General features: G+C 41.7%; 17 protein-coding genes and 2 pseudogenes. 11 read left to right on the top strand and 8 right to left on the bottom strand.

Annotation, left to right across the window (positions count from 1 at the left end):
• Nucleotides 1-9 precede the first annotated feature (9 nt).
• The gene (locus tag CDG79_RS43975) at nucleotides 10-273 is read right to left on the bottom strand and encodes a tyrosine-type recombinase/integrase (RefSeq protein ID WP_262985820.1); all 264 of its coding nucleotides are present in this window, start codon (nucleotides 271-273) and stop codon (nucleotides 10-12) included.
• A complete protein-coding gene (locus CDG79_RS43970; RefSeq protein ID WP_223278281.1) occupies nucleotides 270-530 on the bottom strand; it encodes a hypothetical protein in 261 nt (86 codons plus the stop codon). The genes CDG79_RS43975 and CDG79_RS43970 overlap by 4 nt, the downstream gene beginning before the upstream one ends.
• A gap of 9 nt (nucleotides 531-539) precedes the next feature.
• On the opposite strand from CDG79_RS43970, the gene CDG79_RS23740 reads away from it, so the two are divergent.
• The 3 genes and pseudogenes from CDG79_RS23740 to CDG79_RS23735 all read left to right on the top strand — a co-directional run.
• Entirely contained in the window at nucleotides 540-1,019 is a 480-nt protein-coding gene (locus CDG79_RS23740; protein WP_094344329.1) for a double zinc ribbon domain-containing protein, read from the top strand.
• 120 nt (nucleotides 1,020-1,139) lie between these two features.
• Nucleotides 1,140-1,601 (top strand): annotated as a pseudogene (locus CDG79_RS44920) (DUF4158 domain-containing protein); the annotation flags it as partial.
• A pseudogene (locus CDG79_RS23735) lies at nucleotides 1,602-2,579 on the top strand (transposase); the annotation flags it as partial.
• Between the two features lie 343 nt (nucleotides 2,580-2,922).
• On the opposite strand, the gene CDG79_RS23730 reads toward CDG79_RS23735, so the two are convergent.
• Nucleotides 2,923-3,348 carry a HEAT repeat domain-containing protein gene (locus CDG79_RS23730; RefSeq protein ID WP_094344327.1) on the bottom strand — a complete coding sequence of 142 codons (426 nt, stop codon included), beginning with the start codon at nucleotides 3,346-3,348 and terminating at the stop codon, nucleotides 2,923-2,925.
• A 1,507-nt stretch (nucleotides 3,349-4,855) separates the two neighbouring features.
• Here CDG79_RS23730 and nifB point away from each other — a divergent pair.
• The 7 genes from nifB to nifD all read left to right on the top strand — a co-directional run bounded on the left by nifB (nucleotide 4,856) and on the right by nifD (nucleotide 12,485).
• Entirely contained in the window at nucleotides 4,856-6,301 is a 1,446-nt protein-coding gene (gene nifB, locus CDG79_RS23720) for a nitrogenase cofactor biosynthesis protein NifB (RefSeq protein ID WP_189525102.1), read from the top strand.
• A 126-nt stretch (nucleotides 6,302-6,427) separates the two neighbouring features.
• Nucleotides 6,428-6,781, top strand: a complete 354-nt coding sequence (locus tag CDG79_RS23715; protein ID WP_094344325.1) for a 4Fe-4S binding protein — start codon at nucleotides 6,428-6,430, stop codon at nucleotides 6,779-6,781.
• 26 nt (nucleotides 6,782-6,807) lie between these two features.
• Nucleotides 6,808-8,016 (top strand): cysteine desulfurase NifS, encoded by a 1,209-nt coding sequence (nifS, locus tag CDG79_RS23710; protein ID WP_094344324.1) that lies wholly within the window; start codon nucleotides 6,808-6,810, stop codon nucleotides 8,014-8,016.
• 107 nt (nucleotides 8,017-8,123) lie between these two features.
• A complete protein-coding gene (nifU, locus tag CDG79_RS23705) occupies nucleotides 8,124-9,023 on the top strand; it encodes a Fe-S cluster assembly protein NifU (protein ID WP_094344323.1) in 900 nt (299 codons plus the stop codon).
• A 269-nt stretch (nucleotides 9,024-9,292) separates the two neighbouring features.
• Nucleotides 9,293-9,649: a globin domain-containing protein gene (locus tag CDG79_RS23700; protein ID WP_094344322.1), complete on the top strand. Its 357-nt coding sequence runs from the start codon at nucleotides 9,293-9,295 to the stop codon at nucleotides 9,647-9,649.
• Nucleotides 9,650-9,998: 349 nt separating this feature from the next.
• Complete coding sequence (nifH, locus tag CDG79_RS23695; RefSeq protein ID WP_094344321.1) at nucleotides 9,999-10,892, top strand: nitrogenase iron protein; 894 nt, start codon at nucleotides 9,999-10,001, stop codon at nucleotides 10,890-10,892.
• A gap of 150 nt (nucleotides 10,893-11,042) precedes the next feature.
• On the top strand, nucleotides 11,043-12,485 hold the full coding sequence (gene nifD / locus CDG79_RS23690) for a nitrogenase molybdenum-iron protein alpha chain (RefSeq protein WP_094344320.1): 1,443 nt from the start codon (nucleotides 11,043-11,045) through the stop codon (nucleotides 12,483-12,485).
• A 347-nt stretch (nucleotides 12,486-12,832) separates the two neighbouring features.
• Here the strand turns inward: nifD and CDG79_RS23685 are convergent, their stop codons facing one another.
• The 4 genes from CDG79_RS23685 to ppk2 form a co-directional block, all read right to left on the bottom strand.
• Nucleotides 12,833-13,462, bottom strand: coding sequence for a hypothetical protein (locus CDG79_RS23685; RefSeq protein ID WP_094344319.1), 630 nt, complete (start codon nucleotides 13,460-13,462; stop codon nucleotides 12,833-12,835).
• A gap of 518 nt (nucleotides 13,463-13,980) precedes the next feature.
• Entirely contained in the window at nucleotides 13,981-14,130 is a 150-nt protein-coding gene (locus tag CDG79_RS41285; RefSeq protein WP_143855565.1) for a type II toxin-antitoxin system VapC family toxin, read from the bottom strand.
• A 168-nt stretch (nucleotides 14,131-14,298) separates the two neighbouring features.
• On the bottom strand, nucleotides 14,299-14,898 hold the full coding sequence (locus CDG79_RS23680) for a hypothetical protein (RefSeq protein ID WP_094344318.1): 600 nt from the start codon (nucleotides 14,896-14,898) through the stop codon (nucleotides 14,299-14,301).
• 23 nt (nucleotides 14,899-14,921) lie between these two features.
• Nucleotides 14,922-15,875 (bottom strand): polyphosphate kinase 2, encoded by a 954-nt coding sequence (gene ppk2, locus CDG79_RS23675; protein ID WP_223278280.1) that lies wholly within the window; start codon nucleotides 15,873-15,875, stop codon nucleotides 14,922-14,924.
• Nucleotides 15,876-16,033: 158 nt separating this feature from the next.
• Between ppk2 and CDG79_RS23670 the strand changes: the two genes are divergently transcribed.
• Nucleotides 16,034-16,636: a hypothetical protein gene (locus CDG79_RS23670; protein WP_094344317.1), complete on the top strand. Its 603-nt coding sequence runs from the start codon at nucleotides 16,034-16,036 to the stop codon at nucleotides 16,634-16,636.
• 51 nt (nucleotides 16,637-16,687) lie between these two features.
• On the opposite strand, the gene CDG79_RS23665 is transcribed toward CDG79_RS23670, so the two are convergent.
• Nucleotides 16,688-17,638, bottom strand: a complete 951-nt coding sequence (locus CDG79_RS23665; protein WP_094344316.1) for a DUF4238 domain-containing protein — start codon at nucleotides 17,636-17,638, stop codon at nucleotides 16,688-16,690.
• Nucleotides 17,639-17,666: the final 28 nt, after the last annotated feature.

Genomic DNA, 17,666 nt, shown 5'->3' with positions numbered 1-17,666 from the left:
ACCTGTATTTTATATATCATTTATCAAATTGTCTAAAGCCATTTTCGCTACTGACTCTGCTCTAGAACTAGTTACTTTCTGATAGCGTAAAGTCGTTTGGATATTCTGGTGTCCCATCAATGCCCGTAACTCTTCAATCCCCATTAGTCCCACCCGTTCAGTTGCAAAGGTATGTCGGAGGTCATGCAGTCGAATGCCAATCAAATCCTGGCTTTGCCCAATCGCTTCTTTCCAATTTGCATTCACAGCTCGATAACTAAGGGGCGTTATCACTTTAGTTGTCGGGTGTTGGGCTGTGAATAATGCTCTTGAATCTGCATGGCGATAATATAAAATATAATATACTTATTTAAAGCAATCTCTGCATCTTCACTATAAAAACACCAACGTTGTTTGTTACCTTTACCCACTACCTGAAACTTACGTTGCGGTTGATTTATCTGTGATAACTCCAATGTTAGTAATTGCCCAACTCTAGCTCCACTTCTATGCAATAACCGAGTAATCGCCTCTAGTCGGGAGTATGACATACTTTTTTGATGGATAACACCCCTAAACCCCAAGAATCGCTGGCTCTATACGTCAAAAGAATACGCACCAGCTTGGGCATAAGTCAAACTGAACTTGCTCTCATTGCCGGAATTCATCTTCAAAGTCTGGGTAAGATTGAACGCGCTATGACTACCAAACTCAATAGCAAAAGTCAGCGTGGGTTAGCTTATGCATTGCAAATTCCAAGCGAGTATCTTGATGCTGCTGTTCGTGGTACACCGATAGGAGCGTCCGATTCCCTCAAGTTCTGCCCTGACTGCTGGCAACCTGGGACTCCGCCAGAGGAAATTTGGTTATTAGTGCGATCGCAATGTTGTTTTCTTTGCGGTACTCGTTTACGCAATAGTTGTGCTAACTGCAACGAGCCGATTACGTCTTTGAAGTTTCGTTTTTGTCCTTACTGTGGCAAGACATACAAAGAATCAAATGATTCTGAATCTCAAACCAAGCCACCCAAGAAAAATTGAGTCCGCATATTTTAACTTGTTAAGCACTTAAAGATTACATGTTGAGATAGTGCAATTTGTAGGCGCAACAGTTTATATCTATAAAAGTAATACCATTATGGACAAGCCATCAATACCAAAGTGACATCAATTGAACGTACTGCTTACCCTAGATTCAAACGCCAATTTACCACCAAAGAACTTACTGAGATTTATACTCCAACTAAATCCGAAATTGCTTTCGCTTACAATACGACGAAAGGTGAAAGTAATATTTTGAGCCTGCTCATCATCTTAAAATCATTCCAAAGACTGGGTTATTTCCCATCGATTGCAGATATCCCACTGAAAATCATTAACCATATTCGTAGTCATGTAAAAATTGCTCTTGATATTGTTTTAGGTTATGAAAATAACAAAACAATGTACCGACATCGAACAGCTATCCGCGAATATCTTCAAGTTAAATCTTTTAATCAAACTGCGCTACATTTAGCGGTATCTGCGGTGAATGAATCAGCCCAGGTGATGGATAATCCTGCCGATTTAATGAATGTCGCTATTGCCGAACTAATTAAAAATAGATATGAGTTGCCAGGATTTAATACCTTAAATGTTTTAAAGCTTCCGAGTATTTGGGGTGACGGGACAACGGCGGCGGCGGATGGGACTAAGTATGAACTCTATGAAGAAAATTTCCTCTCTGAGTATCATATCCGCTATGGTGGCTACGGAGGGATTGCTTACCATCATGTTTCCGATACCTATGTGGCGCTATTTAGTCATTTTATTTCCTGTGGGACTTGGGAGGCTGTTTATATTATTGAGGGTTTGTTGAAAAATCTTTCTGATATTCAGCCTCATACGATTCACGCAGATACTCAAGGACAATCAACGCCTGTGTTTGCTCTGTCACATATGTTGGGGATTAAGTTAATGCCCCGGATTCGGAATTGGAAGGATTTAAATTTCTTTCGCCCTGATAATGATACGGTTTACAAGCATATTGATTCTTTGTTCAAAGATGCGATTGATTGGGAGAAAATTCAAAACCATTGGCAGGATATTTTACAGGTTGTGCTGTCGATTCAAACTGGCAAGATTTCGAGTGCAGTGCTGTTACGAAAGCTGGGAAATTATAGTCGGAAAAACAGATTATACCAGGCTTTTCAGGAGTTAGGACGGGTAATCAGGACGGTATTTCTGTTGCAATATATTTCGGATATGAAGTTGAGACAACAGATTACTGCGGCAACGAATATTGTTGAGTCTTATAATGGTTTCTCGAAGTGGTTTTTCTTCGGTGGTTTTGGGGTTATTGCTAATAATGACCCAATTGAGCAGGAGAAGATTGTTAAATATAATGATTTGGTTGCTAATGCTGCGATCTTTCACAATGTTGTGGATTTGACTGAGGTTTTGCGGGATTTGCTGAAGTCTGGTTATTTGATTACTCGTGAAGATGTGGCAGCGTTGAGTCCTTATATGACAAGTCATATCAAGCGTTTCGGCGATTACTTGATTGATATGGAGACTGTGCCGAATTTGTTGGATGATGACAAGCTCTTAGTTTTGGCTTGAGAAATTGTGAAGGTAGTTCTGGTAGGGGTTGTAGAGTTTTTGTTTACATAACTTTACAACGAATCGCACTTGCACGTATCCCGGCTGTACCCCCTTCTCGGCTACGGTGTACACACAAGTGCTTTTGTTCAGAACACAAGTGCTTTTGTTCAGAACACAAGTGCTTTCGTTCAGAACACAAGTCTTTTTTGAGCCTTTGAGGGAATGAAACAGCTTTGCTTTTCAAGAGGGGCTGGGGGATCAAAAGGCTGTGGGGCAAATAGTTCTTGGATAGTTATTTTTGGTTTCATGGCTGTTTGTATATAGGTATTGTTTGCATTTTATACTTGGTGGATTAATTAATTTACCAATCGTCTAATATCAGATTTGCATCTTCACTAATTAGCTCTTCAGGGGATTGAGCTGCCGACTCTATAATCATCTTCGCTTCAGGAGTTCCGATTTCTGCTAATGCTAGGAGAGACTTTCTTGGCACATTGAGCCATTCATCATAAGACCATCGGTATGTCAATGCCTTGGATAATGCAGGAATTGCTCTTTCATCGCGCAATACATCCAAAAGTTCAACAACTGATTCATGAAGACCATTATTACTCTCATCATTGAGGATTTGACAAAGTATAGGTATGTAATCCTTTGATAGGTTATTCCATGCTGCCATCATGACAAACCAAGCCCCAGGATAATCTTCTGGATTTGAAGCATATTTTTCCAACTCCTGAATCACTTCGCTAACTGAAGGAGGTGATGCCTCAAATTCCTTGTTCATCTCCTCTAAAAGTCTTGATGATTCAGTGGGTCTTGGAGAATCCTTGAATAATTTCAGGTATTTTTCAATCGTGTTACTTATAGCGGTTCCCATTCAGATGCGGTACAACATTATATCGCGGGGTGTAGGGGCACGGCACTGCCGTGCCCCTACAACTTTACCTCACGTAAACGAGAAGTTCTATAGCATTTTATAGCCTCTTAATATTATTGATATTTTGGTTAAAAAAGCAAATCCATTAGGGCTAAACCGAATGGCATGCTTGAAAAGCTCTAAGCTATATGGGATAAGCGCTACAGATTTTAAAGTTATTGAAGAGGGAAGGTCTTGGTATAAGACAGGCGATTGTGCTTGATGCAATCCTTCGTAGCTTGCTGCTGTAGGCATCGCTAAAAGCGTTGAGTGGGGGTTTTGCTCTTGGTGTAACCGCCCACCGGAGGCGATCGCAAAAGCTTAGAAAAGCTTACTCACTCATTAAATACTTTCTTGAAGACGAGCAAGCAAAATAACCTAAGGTTTGTAGTGAGCAATTCAGAAAATTCATTGCGATCGCACAATCATGTTAGATTATAGTTTGTTGTTTCTCTTAAACACAAAATCCGACAGTTTCCTACCCATCTCCTCATTGTGGGAATGAAAAAAAAGAGTTAAAAGTTAAGTTTTTTGAAAATGATATGCAGCAACACACCTATTTTCATTACCTCACATCGCTTATCAGACAAGACTTACAACCACAACTGAATATGATTGTCAAAGCAAAAATTAAAAAAATATGAATTGCATTTTTACCCTCAAAAAAATGATATGTTAGATACAGAATTGAATTTCGCACGTTACTGGAGTAGAACGATATAGACTACTCCAGTTTTTCACCCTCAAACCCTTGGCATTAACTGCTTTTGACGGAACTTGAGGGCAACCTGAGTACACATTTAAATAACCCAAACCCAGTTTAAAGTTAGTTTAATTCCTTGCTGGGATTGGGTTTTGGCTGAGTACAAAGAAATCCTGAACCCCCATCTAGAAACACTAGAACCCCAACCAAAAAATACTAGAACCCCTACCTGAAAAAAACTTTTTTAATTCTTGTAATGCTTGAAGAATTAGGGTTTTTAGTGTTTGAGTACAAAAGTAATAAATCCAATAAATTCTATCCTAGAGAGACGCAATATCTGGCTGGGAGACGGCTGCTATAAATCTTATATCGCCAATCACCCAACGCTCTGAAACAAAACAAAGCGAAGGGTGAGTGGAGGGATGACATAGCACCATGCCTGAAGTGAAGAGAAGTCGCGGCTGTAAGCACCAATTCTACCCAAGAACCGAACGTTGACACACACCAGCCGAACATCAGATATCTATCGCCTGCTTTACTTGAAAACAAGTTACCCGAACCCAAGGGTTTGCAGGCAGTGTGGAAGACGCGACTTCAATTCTGGGCATGAAAGAGCAGCAACAGCATCTCCCACAGTGGCAGCCGAGTCCACCGACCTTTTTGCGAAATTCAATGACATCATCGTCTACACGACTCCTCAACTCCAACGCTACGGAATCGCCAACCCAAGCAAAATCCGGTGATTGCGGCTGCGACAGCAACAGCAGCGCCACCGTGGAAAGAGACGAAAAGCTCCAAGAACGCATTGCTAAACATCCCTGCTACAGCGAAGACGCTCATCACCACTACGCCCGGATGCACGTTGCAGTTGCACCAGCTTGCAACATTCAATGCAACTATTGCAACCGCAAATATGATTGCGCTAACGAAAGCCGTCCTGGAGTAGTTAGCGAATTGCTAACACCAGAAGAAGCATCACACAAAGCTTTGGTCATTGGTGGTAAGATTCCGCAAATGACAGTTGTGGGAATTGCCGGCCCTGGCGACCCATTGGCGAACCCAGAAAAAACTTTCCGCACATTTGAGTTGATTGCAGCCCAAGCACCAGATATCAAGCTGTGCTTATCAACCAATGGTTTAATGCTGCCAGACTACATCGATCGCATTAAACAATTAAATATAGATCACGTGACGATCACCATTAACATGGTAGATCCAGAGATCGGTGCTAAGATTTATCCTTGGGTTCACTACAGACGCAAGCGCTATAGAGGTATTGAAGGCGCAAGAATTCTCCACGAAAGACAGATGGAAGGATTGCAAGCCCTGAAAGATGCTGATATCTTGTGCAAAGTCAACTCGGTGATGATTCCCGGAATTAATGACCATCACTTAGTTGAAGTGAATCGAGTCATCCGTGAAAAAGGTGCATTCTTGCACAACATCATGCCATTGATTTCTGCACCAGAACATGGCACACACTTCGGTTTAACCGGTCAACGCGGCCCCACACCCAAAGAACTCAAAGAAGTTCAAGACAACTGCTCTGGTAACATGAAAATGATGCGTCACTGTCGCCAGTGCCGTGCCGATGCAGTCGGATTATTGGGAGAAGACCGCAGCCAAGAATTTTCCAAAGAGAAATTCTTGGAAATGGCTCCCGAATATGACATGGAACAACGCGCTACTGTTCACGAAGGAATTGAGAAGTTTAAAGAAGAACTTAAAGTAGCCAAAGATAAGGCACTAGCTGGTAAGAAAATTGCCAACAGTCCGAAAGTTTTAGTTGCAGTCGCAACCAAAGGCGGCGGATTAGTTAACCAACACTTCGGTCATGCCAAAGAATTCCAAATTTACGAAGTGGGTGGTAATGAAGTTCGTTTTGTCGGTCATCGCAAAATTGACCAATACTGCCAAGGTGGATACGGCGAAGAAGCTTCTTTTGAGCATATTATGAAAGCGATCGCAGATTGCAAAGCAGTTTTAGTCTCCAAGATTGGTAACAGTCCTCAAGAAAAATTGCAAGAAGCTGGAATACAGGCTGTTGAAGCTTACGACGTAATTGAAAAGGTTGCTTTGGAGTTTTACGAGCAATACGTTAAGGAATTAGGGAATTAGGGATTAGGGACTGGGGACTGGGAATTAAGGAAGAATTTTCCCAATCAATACCCAGTATCAAGTATCCAGTACCCAGTACCCAGTACCCAATCCCCAGTAACCAATCCCCAAAAAGGAGAATAAATCATGGCTTACAAAATTCTTACTAGCCAGTGTATTTCCTGCAATCTCTGTCTAACGGTATGTCCCACAAATGCAGTTAAAGTGGTTGACGGACAGCACTGGATTGACCCTGAACTTTGTACAAACTGTATTGGTAGTATTCATACCATGCCCCAGTGTAAAGCTGGTTGTCCCACCTGCGACGGTTGCGTTAAGCAGCCTAGCGATTATTGGGAAGGCTGGTTTACCAATTACAACCGCGTAGTCGCTAAATTAACAAATAAACAAGATTACTGGGAACGTTGGTTTAACACCTATTCTCAGAAATACTCCGAACAGTTGCAAAAGCGCCAACCCCAAATAATTCGTAATTCGTAATTCGTAATTCGTAATTGAAGACAACAATGCAAAATAACTGCATCTATCTCGATAATAATGCCACCACTAAGGTAGACCCAGAAGTTATAGAGGTAATGTTACCTTACCTCACAGATTATTACGGCAACCCCTCCAGTATGCATACCTTTGGTGGGCAAGTTGGTAAAGCAGTGAGAACCGCAAGAGAACAACTTGCAGCCATCCTGGGAGCCGATGAGTCAGAAATTGTCTACACAAGTTGTGGTACTGAGGGAGATAACGCGGCGATTCGAGCCGCACTGTTAGCGCAACCAGAAAAGCGACATATCGTCACCACCCAAGTTGAACACCCCGCAGTACTCAATGTCTGCAAACAATTAGAAACCCAAGGTTATAGTGTTACCTATCTATCAGTAAATCATCAAGGGCAGCTGGATCTAGATGAACTAGAAGCTTCCTTGACGGGTAACACCGCCTTGGTGACAATTATGTATGCTAATAACGAAACCGGCACGATTTTCCCGATTGAGCAAATTGGGTTGCGCGTCAAAGAATCTGGCGCTATCTTCCATGTAGACGCGGTGCAAGCAGTGGGAAAAATCCCCTTAAATATGAAGACTAGCACCGTGGATATGTTAACCCTGTCTGGTCACAAGCTCCACGGCCCCAAAGGAATTGGTGCTTTATATATCCGTCGCGGGGTTCGGTTCCGTCCCTTCATTCTTGGGGGACACCAAGAACGCGGACGTAGGGCGGGAACTGAGAATGTTCCAGCAATTATCGCCTTGGGCAAAGCTGCGGAACTAGAACTGTTACACTTAGAAGAAGCGACGGCAAGAGAAAGAAAGCTGCGCGATCGCCTCGAACAAACTTTACTAGCTACAATTCCCAATTGTGTAGTCAACGGTGACGTTACGCAGAGATTGCCAAACACGACCAATATCGGCTTCAAGTACATCGAAGGTGAAGCAATTCTACTGTTATTGAACAAATACGGTATCTGTGCATCATCCGGTTCTGCTTGCACCTCCGGTTCTCTGGAACCCTCCCACGTTCTGCGGGCAATGGGTTTACCCTACACAACTTTGCACGGTTCCATCCGCTTCAGTCTTTGTCGCTACACTACAGAAGCCGAAATCGATCGAGTAATAGAGGTAATGCCCAGTATTGTAGAACGTTTACGCGCCCTCTCACCCTTCAAAAATGATGATGCAGGTTGGTTGCAAGGACAAGAACAAGCACTAGCGCATCGTTAGGGACTGGGGACTGGGGATTAGGGACTGGGAATTAAGGAAGAATTTTCCCAATACCCAGCACCCAATCCCCCAATCTAAAATCCAAAATCTAAAATCTAAAATTCATTATGTGGGACTACACCGATAAAGTATTAGAACTGTTTTACGATCCCAAAAATCAGGGAGAAATTGAAGAAACGGGCGAAGTTGGAGTTAAGGTTGCAACGGGAGAAATCGGCAGCATTGCTTGCGGCGATGCTCTGAGATTGCACCTGAAAGTGGAAGTAGAATCTGATAAGATTCTAGATGCTCGCTTTCAAACCTTTGGTTGTACTAGTGCGATCGCATCTTCTAGTGCATTAACCGAAATGGTCAAAGGTTTAACCTTAGATGAAGCCCTGAAAGTGTCCAATAAAGACATTGCAGATTACCTGGGTGGTTTACCAGAAGCAAAGATGCATTGCTCTGTCATGGGACAAGAAGCGCTAGAAGCCGCTATCTACAATTATCGTGGCATCCCTCTAGCTACCCACGATGATGATGATGAAGGTGCATTAGTTTGCAGTTGCTTTGGCATCAGCGAGTCTAAGATTCGTCGGGTGATTCTAGAAAATCATCTCACGGATACCGAGCAAGTAACAAATTATGTAAAAGCTGGTGGCGGATGCGGTTCCTGTCTGGCAAACATCGATGATATAATAAGATCAGTTCAACAGGAATACGCCTCACCTGCTCTCAACAATTACGGCGTACAAGTTGCCACAGAAATTGTTACATCTAAGGAACGAGCGCTAACAAACGTCCAAAAGATTGCTCTAATTCAAAAGGTTCTCGATGAAGAAGTCAGACCCGTACTCATTGCAGACGGGGGAGATGTAGAACTATATGATGTAGAAGGCGATCGCGTTAAAGTTGTACTGCAAGGTGCTTGCGGTTCCTGTTCTAGTAGTACAGCAACTCTGAAAATTGCGATCGAAGCCAGATTACAAGATCGTGTCAGCAAGAGCCTTGTAGTCGAAGCAGTTTAGGAATTGCTGTAGGACTTAACGTATTCTACAAATACGCCCTAATATGCATTCAGCCAGGAACAGAAAGTAGGATTTGAATTGAATCATTGTCTCCACTCAATGCTTCATACCAATTCTTTCTTAATTACGAATTACGAATTACGAATTACGAATTACGAATTACGAATTGGTATCAGTCCTATCACTATTACGGCTAACAGCATATAGGCAAAGAGATTAAGTGCCTACTTGCAAATTTCATCATCTAACTCGCTTCAAAGGAACAGAATATGAGTACATTGTACGACAACATTGGTGGACAACCAGCTATTGAACAAGTAGTAGATGAACTCCACAAACGCATTGCCGCAGACAGCCTCCTCAATCCCATTTTTGCTGGTACAGACATGGCAAAGCAACGTAATCATCTAGTTGCTTTCTTATCTCAAATATTTGAAGGGCCAAAGCAATACGGCGGTCGTCCAATGGACAAAACCCACGCTGGAATGAATCTACAGCAACCACACTTCGATGCGATCGCCAAGCATCTCGGTGAAGCAATGGCTGTGCGTGGCGTGTCAGCAGAAGACACCAAAGCTGCACTAGATCGCGTCACAAATATGAAGGGCGCTATTTTGAACAAGTAATAGGACTTATGTATTGATTGTTGACAAATAACAACATCAAGTCCTATTGAATCTTGCAAGCTGAAACACATTATGACGTATTTGTAAATCGCGTAATTTTCTTTGTTCTTTGTCAGAACAAATGACAAAGGACAAAGGACAAAAAATCAAAAGAAAAAAATTTTAACGAGGAAGATCGATGAAGTTACTGTCAATAATTTTGGCTGTGGAGCGATCGCCCCCAGCAGGCATTTATGCCAACTGTACCAACGATGCTCTACACGCGCTCACTACTGTCGCTCAACTGGCGTGAACGCAACTGACAAACGCACAGACCCACCAACCAACCAATTGCAGGGAAACACGAATCATGACTGAAGAAAAGATTAGACAGATAGCTTTCTACGGTAAGGGCGGTATCGGTAAATCTACCACTTCCCAAAACACCTTAGCAGCTATGGCAGAAATGGGTCAACGCATCCTCATCGTCGGTTGCGACCCTAAAGCTGACTCCACCCGTTTGATGCTGCACAGCAAAGCTCAAACAACCGTTCTTCACCTCGCCGCAGAACGTGGTGCAGTAGAAGATATCGAACTCGAAGAAGTAATGTTAACCGGTTTCCGTGACGTTCGTTGCGTAGAATCTGGTGGGCCAGAACCCGGTGTAGGTTGCGCCGGTCGTGGTATCATCACCGCCATCAACTTCTTAGAAGAAAATGGCGCTTACCAAAACCTAGACTTCGTATCTTACGACGTATTAGGTGACGTTGTGTGCGGTGGTTTCGCAATGCCTATCCGTGAAGGCAAGGCACAAGAAATCTACATCGTAACATCAGGTGAAATGATGGCGATGTACGCTGCTAACAACATCGCTCGTGGTGTTCTTAAGTATGCTCACACTGGCGGTGTGCGTTTGGGTGGTTTGATTTGTAACAGCCGTAACACTGACCGGGAAATCGAACTAATCGAAACCTTGGCAAAACGGTTGAACACCCAAATGATTCACTTCGTACCCCGTGACAACATCGTTCAACACGCAGAATTGCGCCGGATGACTGTTAACGAGTACGCACCAGAAAGCAACCAAGCTAACGAATACCGCACATTGGCTACAAAGATCATTAACAACAAGAAGCTAGATATTCCTACACCCATCGAAATGGAAGAACTAGAAGAATTGTTGATTGAATTCGGTATTCTCGAAAGCGACGAAAATACTGCAATGCTGGTTGGTAAGAGTGCTGCTGAAGCTCCCGTAGTATAATTCGCTGCTAATAAATAACGCTTTAGCACAAAGAAAGAGGAAGAGTTTCATATCTTCCCTTTTACCCTCTCCCTTGCATCTCCCCCCTAACCTTAGAGGGGACTCCTAGTCCCCCTATGCCCCGATCCTTACAAGTCACAGAGGCTAAGTATGACTCCTCCAGAAAACAAAAACATCATCGAAGAAAGAAAAGAGCTAATTAAAGAAGTTCTCAGTGCTTATCCTGAAAAAGCTGCTAAAAAGCGGGAAAAGCACTTAAACGTATACGAAGAAGGTAAGTCCGATTGCGGCGTTAAGTCTAACATCAAATCCCTGCCTGGGGTAATGACCGCTCGTGGTTGTGCTTACGCCGGTTCTAAAGGTGTGGTTTGGGGCCCTATTAAGGACATGATCCACATCAGCCACGGGCCTGTAGGTTGCGGTTACTGGTCTTGGTCTGGTCGTCGTAACTACTACATCGGTACAACAGGTATTGATACCTTTGGTACCATGCACTTCACCTCCGACTTCCAAGAAAGAGATATCGTTTTCGGTGGTGACAAGAAACTTACCAAGTTAATCCAAGAACTTGATGTACTTTTCCCCCTCAATCGTGGTGTTTCCATTCAATCTGAATGCCCCATCGGTCTAATTGGGGATGACATCGAAGCAGTTGCTCGGAAAACATCCAAAGAAATTGGCAAGCCAGTTGTACCTGTGCGTTGCGAAGGCTTCCGGGGTGTTTCCCAATCTTTGGGACACCACATTGCTAACGACATGGTTCGTGACTGGGTGTTCACCAGATCCGACCAAGCTAAGAAAGACGGTACACTTCAGTTTGAAGGTACTCCTTATGATGTAGCCATTATTGGTGACTACAACATCGGTGGTGATGCTTGGGCTAGCCGCATCCTGTTAGAAGAACTCGGCTTGCGCGTAGTCGCTCAGTGGTCAGGTGATGGCACCATCAACGAAATGTTGATGACCCCCAATGTGAAGATGAACCTCATCCACTGTTACCGGTCGATGAACTACATCAGCCGTCACATGGAAGAAGCTTATGGAATACCCTGGCTTGAATATAATTTCTTCGGCCCCACCAAGATTGCTGAATCTTTACGGGAAATTGCTTCTAAGTTTGACGAGACAATCCAAGCAAACGCAGAGAAAGTCATCGCCAAGTATCAGCCCACAATGGATGTGATTCTTGAGAAGTACCGCCCCCGCTTGGATGGTAAGACCGTTGCCATCATGGTTGGTGGTCTACGTCCTCGCCACGTTGTCCCAGCTTTCCAAGACTTGGGCATGAAGATGATAGGTACTGGTTATGAGTTCGCTCATAACGATGACTACAAACGTACTGCTGGCTACATCGAAAACGGCACCATCGTTTATGACGACGTTACCGCTTACGAATTCGAGGAATTTATCAAAGCGCTGAAGCCTGACCTAGTAGCTTCTGGTGTGAAAGAGAAGTACGTCTTCCAAAAGATGGGTCTACCTTTCCGTCAAATGCACTCTTGGGATTACTCCGAACCTAGCGATCGCTCCTCAACATCATATAATACAAGGTTTTTTAGCGGCGGTAGAAAAAAGAGCCTATTCCTAGCCTAAATTCCAGTTGCAGCGTTATCTAAGAAGAATCTGTTTTGATGCTTTAGATAGTATAACTCTTATAGAGTCTGGTTTTTAGGATTTGCTGGCATTTTGCTCAAAGAAAAACTGTAAAATGAAAGACTATTTTAAATGACGATTTTTTAGATTAAATGGTGCGATCGCTTTTAATCAAGAATCAAGGTAGACGATCTGATCGGGGATGCGATCGGCAAAAACAAAATTAATCTACCTGCTATATGTCAAACCTAAACTTATTCAGACTGACTAAAATTGGTGGCAGCAGATAATCTGAACTAGTTGTTCACTGTAACGAAGTACTATAACGCTAGAGATAATAAGTTTGACTATTTTGAACCACCATAACCTTTACCCTCTGCTCTTCGTTCATCCATGACATCTTCAAAAGTTGAAGATTCATCAAATGTGTACCCTGGAGGAACCTCACGAATGGGCTGAACTTTTTTTATCCTTAATTTTTTTCTAGCTTCTTCTTCTTGTTTTGCCCGCTCAACACTTTTCCAAAAAATATCTCGTATTTGGTTTATGCTTTTTTCATGAGGTATGTATTCTCTATTTTTTATTTTCGATTGTAATTTATTTGCTTGTTTTTGCTTTTTTAGCTTTCTGGTTTTGTTACTTTCAGAACCTGGTTGTACTCTATTTTTTGTACTCGCCTTAATCTTTTTTGAAGAAGCAGTAAGGTTGTTACTACATTTACTCTTTCGTAAACTATTTTCTGATTTTAAGTTTAAAAGCCTTGATTTTATTTCAGGCTTCTGCAATAAGCAGTAAATTTCATCAAAAAGATCACCCCAAACTTCCCTAATCTCATCTTCTTTCCCATGAATACAACTATTGATGAACCTAATACGATTAAAATTATTATCTGTTATCTTTCCTTCCCTCTGAAATGCTTCACAGAACTTTAGGTAAGTATTAAGAATTTGAATTGCTTTACTTTCTTTCAGTTCCATCACTAAATAAATCCTGATAAAACTCTACATATCTGCTTACATACAGTATTACCTTAACAGATTGTGATCTAATATCATGACCGCTAAATTACTGAAGGGATCTGTAATTTGTTGAAGCCAATTTGTTAGTAAAAAAACTTACTTGTTTTTTAAACTTGCCTTAGCAGATTGTGATCTAGTATAATGTCCGATAAATCACTGAAAGAAACTGTAATTTTTTAGTATCAAAGCTGATACTTGTTTGCGACGGGCTACGCCTACACCCTCACTCGACAATAAACTAGGCGATGTCTACGACGGGCTGTTCGGTGTCGCATTAAACCGTCCAATCCTCAATTAACAATCCGGTAATTTGCCCAAATCCCGATGATTGCGTGTTAATAAAACTAATTTACGAGAAAGTGCGATGCTGAATAGCTCATCTTAGACATCGCAGTAAAAGAAGTAGACTGTTGTTGCGATCGCCCTTACTCGACAATAAACTAGGCGATGTCTACGACGGGCTGTTCGGTGTCGCATTAAACCATGCAATCCTCAATTAAGAATCCGGGTACTTTGCCCAAATCCCGATGATTGCGTGTTAATAAAACTAATTTACGAGATAGTGCGATCGCCCTTACTCGACAATAAACTAGGCGATGTCTACGACGGGCTGTTCGGTGTCGCATTAAACCGTCCAATCCTCAATTAAGAATCCGGGTACTTTGCCCAAATCCCGATGATTGCGTGTTAATAAAACTAATTTACGAGATAGTGCGATCGCCTATGGCAGGCTACGCCAACGCCCCAACTCCAAAGTAGATTCATCCACTTGCGAGAACAAAGTATTACACAAATTAACTACTGAATTTCTGAACAATTGTCTGCACAATTGCCAAAATAGCTCCGACATTATCCAAGTAATATCTTTGCTTATCAAGCAAAGCCACTTTTTGCGAAAGTTGAAGAAACTGCCAAACTTCTCCTGTTGTCACGCATCCATACACAGGTATTTCTGCTTGTCCAGATGAACGATTGAATAAATCCGCCGCCACCATTTGGGCGATGCACTGTCCTAACCCAGCTTCAACATCATTTTTCTTCGCTTCCACAACAGTGATAATTGGGCTACGCAACGGTGGTAAAGGTGGAGCGATTGCTAAAATAAAATCACATTCCCCAATCAAGCCCTGTGCAGGATCAACGTCAAGTCTTTGTCCAGAGAAAATAGCCAAGCTATCTTGGCTGAGATCGCGGCAGGCTAGTAAAATTTGTACAATAATAAATTCGCTCCGAGCTTTTTCACTAATCAGAGCTAATTGGGTTCGCTTTCCTAAAGTTTCATCTAACCACGAAGGAATAGAAAGAGGTACAAGCTTGGGAAATAGATCGGCTTCTTGGGTAGTGATTCCCAAAATAGCCGAAACTTTCTCTAGAGTAAAGTCGCTGTACTCCATAGTTTCGACTCATGAATGTTGCATCAATACACTTGAGGCACAAAAAATTGCTCATTGCGGGGAGCGCGAACATAATCCTCAGCCACGGGTCTAGACGGAAGCTCTAAGGGAGGAGGTGTCATATCTTCGTAAGGAACTTTGCTCAATAAATGATGAATGCAGTTGAGCCGCGCCCGTTTTTTATCATCTGCTTCAATGGTAAACCAAGGGGCTTCGGGAATATTTGTGTAAGCAAACATGGTATCTTTTGCTTTGGAATATTCTACCCAGCGATCGCGTGATTCCAAATCCATTGGGCTGAGTTTCCAGCGCCTTGCTGGATCGTGACTGCGAGAGAGAAAGCGTTCCTCTTGTTCATCATCGCTGACGGAGAACCAGTACTTGATTAAAACAATGCCCGATCGCACCAGCATTCGTTCAAATTCCGGGCAAGATTGCATGAATTCTTGATATTCTGTTTCAGTACAAAAGCCCATCACCCGTTCAACTCCGGCTCGGTTGTACCAACTGCGATCGAAGAGGACAATTTCGCCTGCTGTCGGCAGATGTTGCACGTAACGCTGAAAATACCACTGAGTTTTCTCGCGATCGGAGGGGGTTCCCAGAGCCACTACACGACAGCCACGAGGATTGAGTGGATCGGCAATGCGCTTAATTACTCCTCCTTTGCCGGCAGCATCACGCCCTTCAAATATGACGACAACCCGATAGCCAACGTGCTTAATCCAGTATTGCATTTTGACTAGCTCAATCTGGAGTTGCTCTAGTTCAGTTTCAAAAGTCTTTTTGGGAATTTTCTTGGCAAAAACTTCTGTGCTACCATCAAAAATTCGTTTGGATTTTTTAGATTTTTTCTTGTCTTTTGCCTTTACTAGTTTTTCTACTAAGTCTGTAGCGGTTTGAACTAGATCGTTATTTTGGTGGTTTTCAACTTCATCAATTGACATCGCTGTTACCCCATGCCATTGAATCGGCATACATTAGAGTTTATCTATCAAGTATATATTTTAATGCGAACTAAGTGTAAATATACACAGATGCTCTGGGAGGATGATTGTAGCGATATATAAGAAGCAGTCATAGACATCGCCTTAATCGCTAGACTGAATATGAACTTGTAAAGTAATTAGAAATTATGCCTTATAGTCAGTTTACAAATATCAGTAAAGTTAAAGAAGCTTTCGGGTTAAAAACACAGGAGGGTGGACGATTTCTTCCTGTCACCGAACCCATCGAAGCATCTGCCACACTGACGGCATATCTTGAAGAAAGTCTACCACTTGTTTCTTCAGCAAGTGAAAAAGCACGTTCAGAAGGAATTATTTACCCAGTATTATTGGAAGTTAGACGGATATTAAATCGGCAAATTAGCTTCTTCTCTGGGGAAGATTTTACAGTTGATGAGGCAGTTGGACTTAATGGAATGTGTGATTTCCTTTTGAGTCGATCGCCGGAAGTGCTAGAAATTGAAGCGCCATGCATTGTGATTGTGGAAGCAAAAAAAGCTGATTTAAGAACTGGGTTTGGACAATGTATTGCCGAAATGGTTGCAGCACAAAGATTCAACGCCGCAAAAAATCGTCTAGTTCCGGTAATATATGGTTCGATTAGCAGTGGTACGCAATGGCGATTCCTGAAACTGGAAGATAATACTGTCACTATTGATTTGATGGATTATCCCCTTCCACCTGTGGAACAAATTTTGGGATTTTTAGTTTGGATGCTTCAAAATGGTTGATAAATACCTAAAATTTTGAGATATTTGAGATTATGGAGCGATCGCTAGAATTCAGGTTAGCAAAAGCTCAAAATTTTTCTCGCTGGAGTAAGTTTGTCTATAACATTGATTAGCTTGTAGCTTATTATACAATTTTACATCGTTTTCTGACAGGGGAATGCTCATTCCGTCATAATTCTTTAGCTTATTCCAAAAGTTTGATTCAAACATAATTAGAAGATGTTTAGAACTAATTGGATAAACTACTTGGACACCATGTGAAGCCAGACCAGTTCCAAAATCCTCATGTGGTTTGATTGCTATTGGATTATCTGAAGTCCATAGTGGAATGGAAGTTGAATTTACACCAAATAACCAGATATGACTTGATAATATTTTTGATATCTCTGAATCAGAACCTTGATCGAGAATATTAGAGATATAAAATAAATGCTGTGCTATTGAGTCTTCTTCGATACCTACCTTTAATAAATCATGAAAAGCAATTGAATTACTTGAAGGTTTTCGACAAGGAAAGCTAACTTTTTGAATATCTATCTTATTATTGAATAGTGCCTGATCCATTCTTTTCTTAAGATCATCTAAAGATTGAAACATTTCTTTAATTTGCCCTCTAAGCATAGTTGTCCTGACAACCTGAAGTGCTAAAAAGGCAGAAAATTTTTTCTTTGCCTCTTCCTCCATAACTACAAAATAAGAAAATAAGTTATTACTTTCTATTTCTTCAAGACAATCTATAATTATTTTTAGAACTTCTATAAGTCTTGATTCCACTTTAGCGAGATCATGTTCAATGAATTGAGATTTTGTTTTATTCCTAAATTCATCAGGTAAAAATGAATCAGGAAAATCATTAAAATATCTCTGCTGGGCAACGTTTTTTACATGAGATGGATAGATAGATTTTTTTGTCTTATCTAACACAAATAATCTGTTTTCATTAGTAGCAAAATTTTTTAAATAGCATTGAGGTACAAAGTGCTGCTGTTTAACTTTATTCATTGAAATAAATCCTCTAATCTCAATAGAT

It is taken from the genome of Nostoc sp. 'Peltigera membranacea cyanobiont' 232 (genome assembly GCF_002245985.1).
GTDB lineage: Bacteria > Cyanobacteriota > Cyanobacteriia > Cyanobacteriales > Nostocaceae > Nostoc.
Note: the sequence above shows the minus strand (reverse complement) of the source record. Positions and strands in the feature narration are given on the sequence as shown.

Bases quoted from the DNA above. Each gene is read 5' to 3' on its own strand.
- CDG79_RS23685 (WP_094344319.1), bottom strand. From the start codon at position 13,462: ATGGAACTGAAAGAAAGTAAAGCAATTCAAATTCTTAATACTTACCTA.
- nifS (WP_094344324.1), top strand. From the start codon at position 6,808: ATGCAAAATAACTGCATCTATCTCGATAATAATGCCACCACTAAGGTA.
- nifD (WP_094344320.1), top strand. From the start codon at position 11,043: ATGACTCCTCCAGAAAACAAAAACATCATCGAAGAAAGAAAAGAGCTA.
- CDG79_RS23665 (WP_094344316.1), bottom strand. From the start codon at position 17,638: ATGAATAAAGTTAAACAGCAGCACTTTGTACCTCAATGCTATTTAAAA.
- CDG79_RS23715 (WP_094344325.1), top strand. From the start codon at position 6,428: ATGGCTTACAAAATTCTTACTAGCCAGTGTATTTCCTGCAATCTCTGT.
- CDG79_RS23670 (WP_094344317.1), top strand. From the start codon at position 16,034: ATGCCTTATAGTCAGTTTACAAATATCAGTAAAGTTAAAGAAGCTTTC.
- CDG79_RS23700 (WP_094344322.1), top strand. From the start codon at position 9,293: ATGAGTACATTGTACGACAACATTGGTGGACAACCAGCTATTGAACAA.
- CDG79_RS23740 (WP_094344329.1), top strand. From the start codon at position 540: ATGGATAACACCCCTAAACCCCAAGAATCGCTGGCTCTATACGTCAAA.
- ppk2 (WP_223278280.1), bottom strand. From the start codon at position 15,875: ATGCCGATTCAATGGCATGGGGTAACAGCGATGTCAATTGATGAAGTT.
- nifB (WP_189525102.1), top strand. From the start codon at position 4,856: ATGACATCATCGTCTACACGACTCCTCAACTCCAACGCTACGGAATCG.
- CDG79_RS41285 (WP_143855565.1), bottom strand. From the start codon at position 14,130: ATGCGACACCGAACAGCCCGTCGTAGACATCGCCTAGTTTATTGTCGA.
- nifH (WP_094344321.1), top strand. From the start codon at position 9,999: ATGACTGAAGAAAAGATTAGACAGATAGCTTTCTACGGTAAGGGCGGT.
- CDG79_RS43970 (WP_223278281.1), bottom strand. From the start codon at position 530: ATGTCATACTCCCGACTAGAGGCGATTACTCGGTTATTGCATAGAAGT.
- CDG79_RS23730 (WP_094344327.1), bottom strand. From the start codon at position 3,348: ATGAACAAGGAATTTGAGGCATCACCTCCTTCAGTTAGCGAAGTGATT.
- CDG79_RS23680 (WP_094344318.1), bottom strand. From the start codon at position 14,898: ATGGAGTACAGCGACTTTACTCTAGAGAAAGTTTCGGCTATTTTGGGA.
- nifU (WP_094344323.1), top strand. From the start codon at position 8,124: ATGTGGGACTACACCGATAAAGTATTAGAACTGTTTTACGATCCCAAA.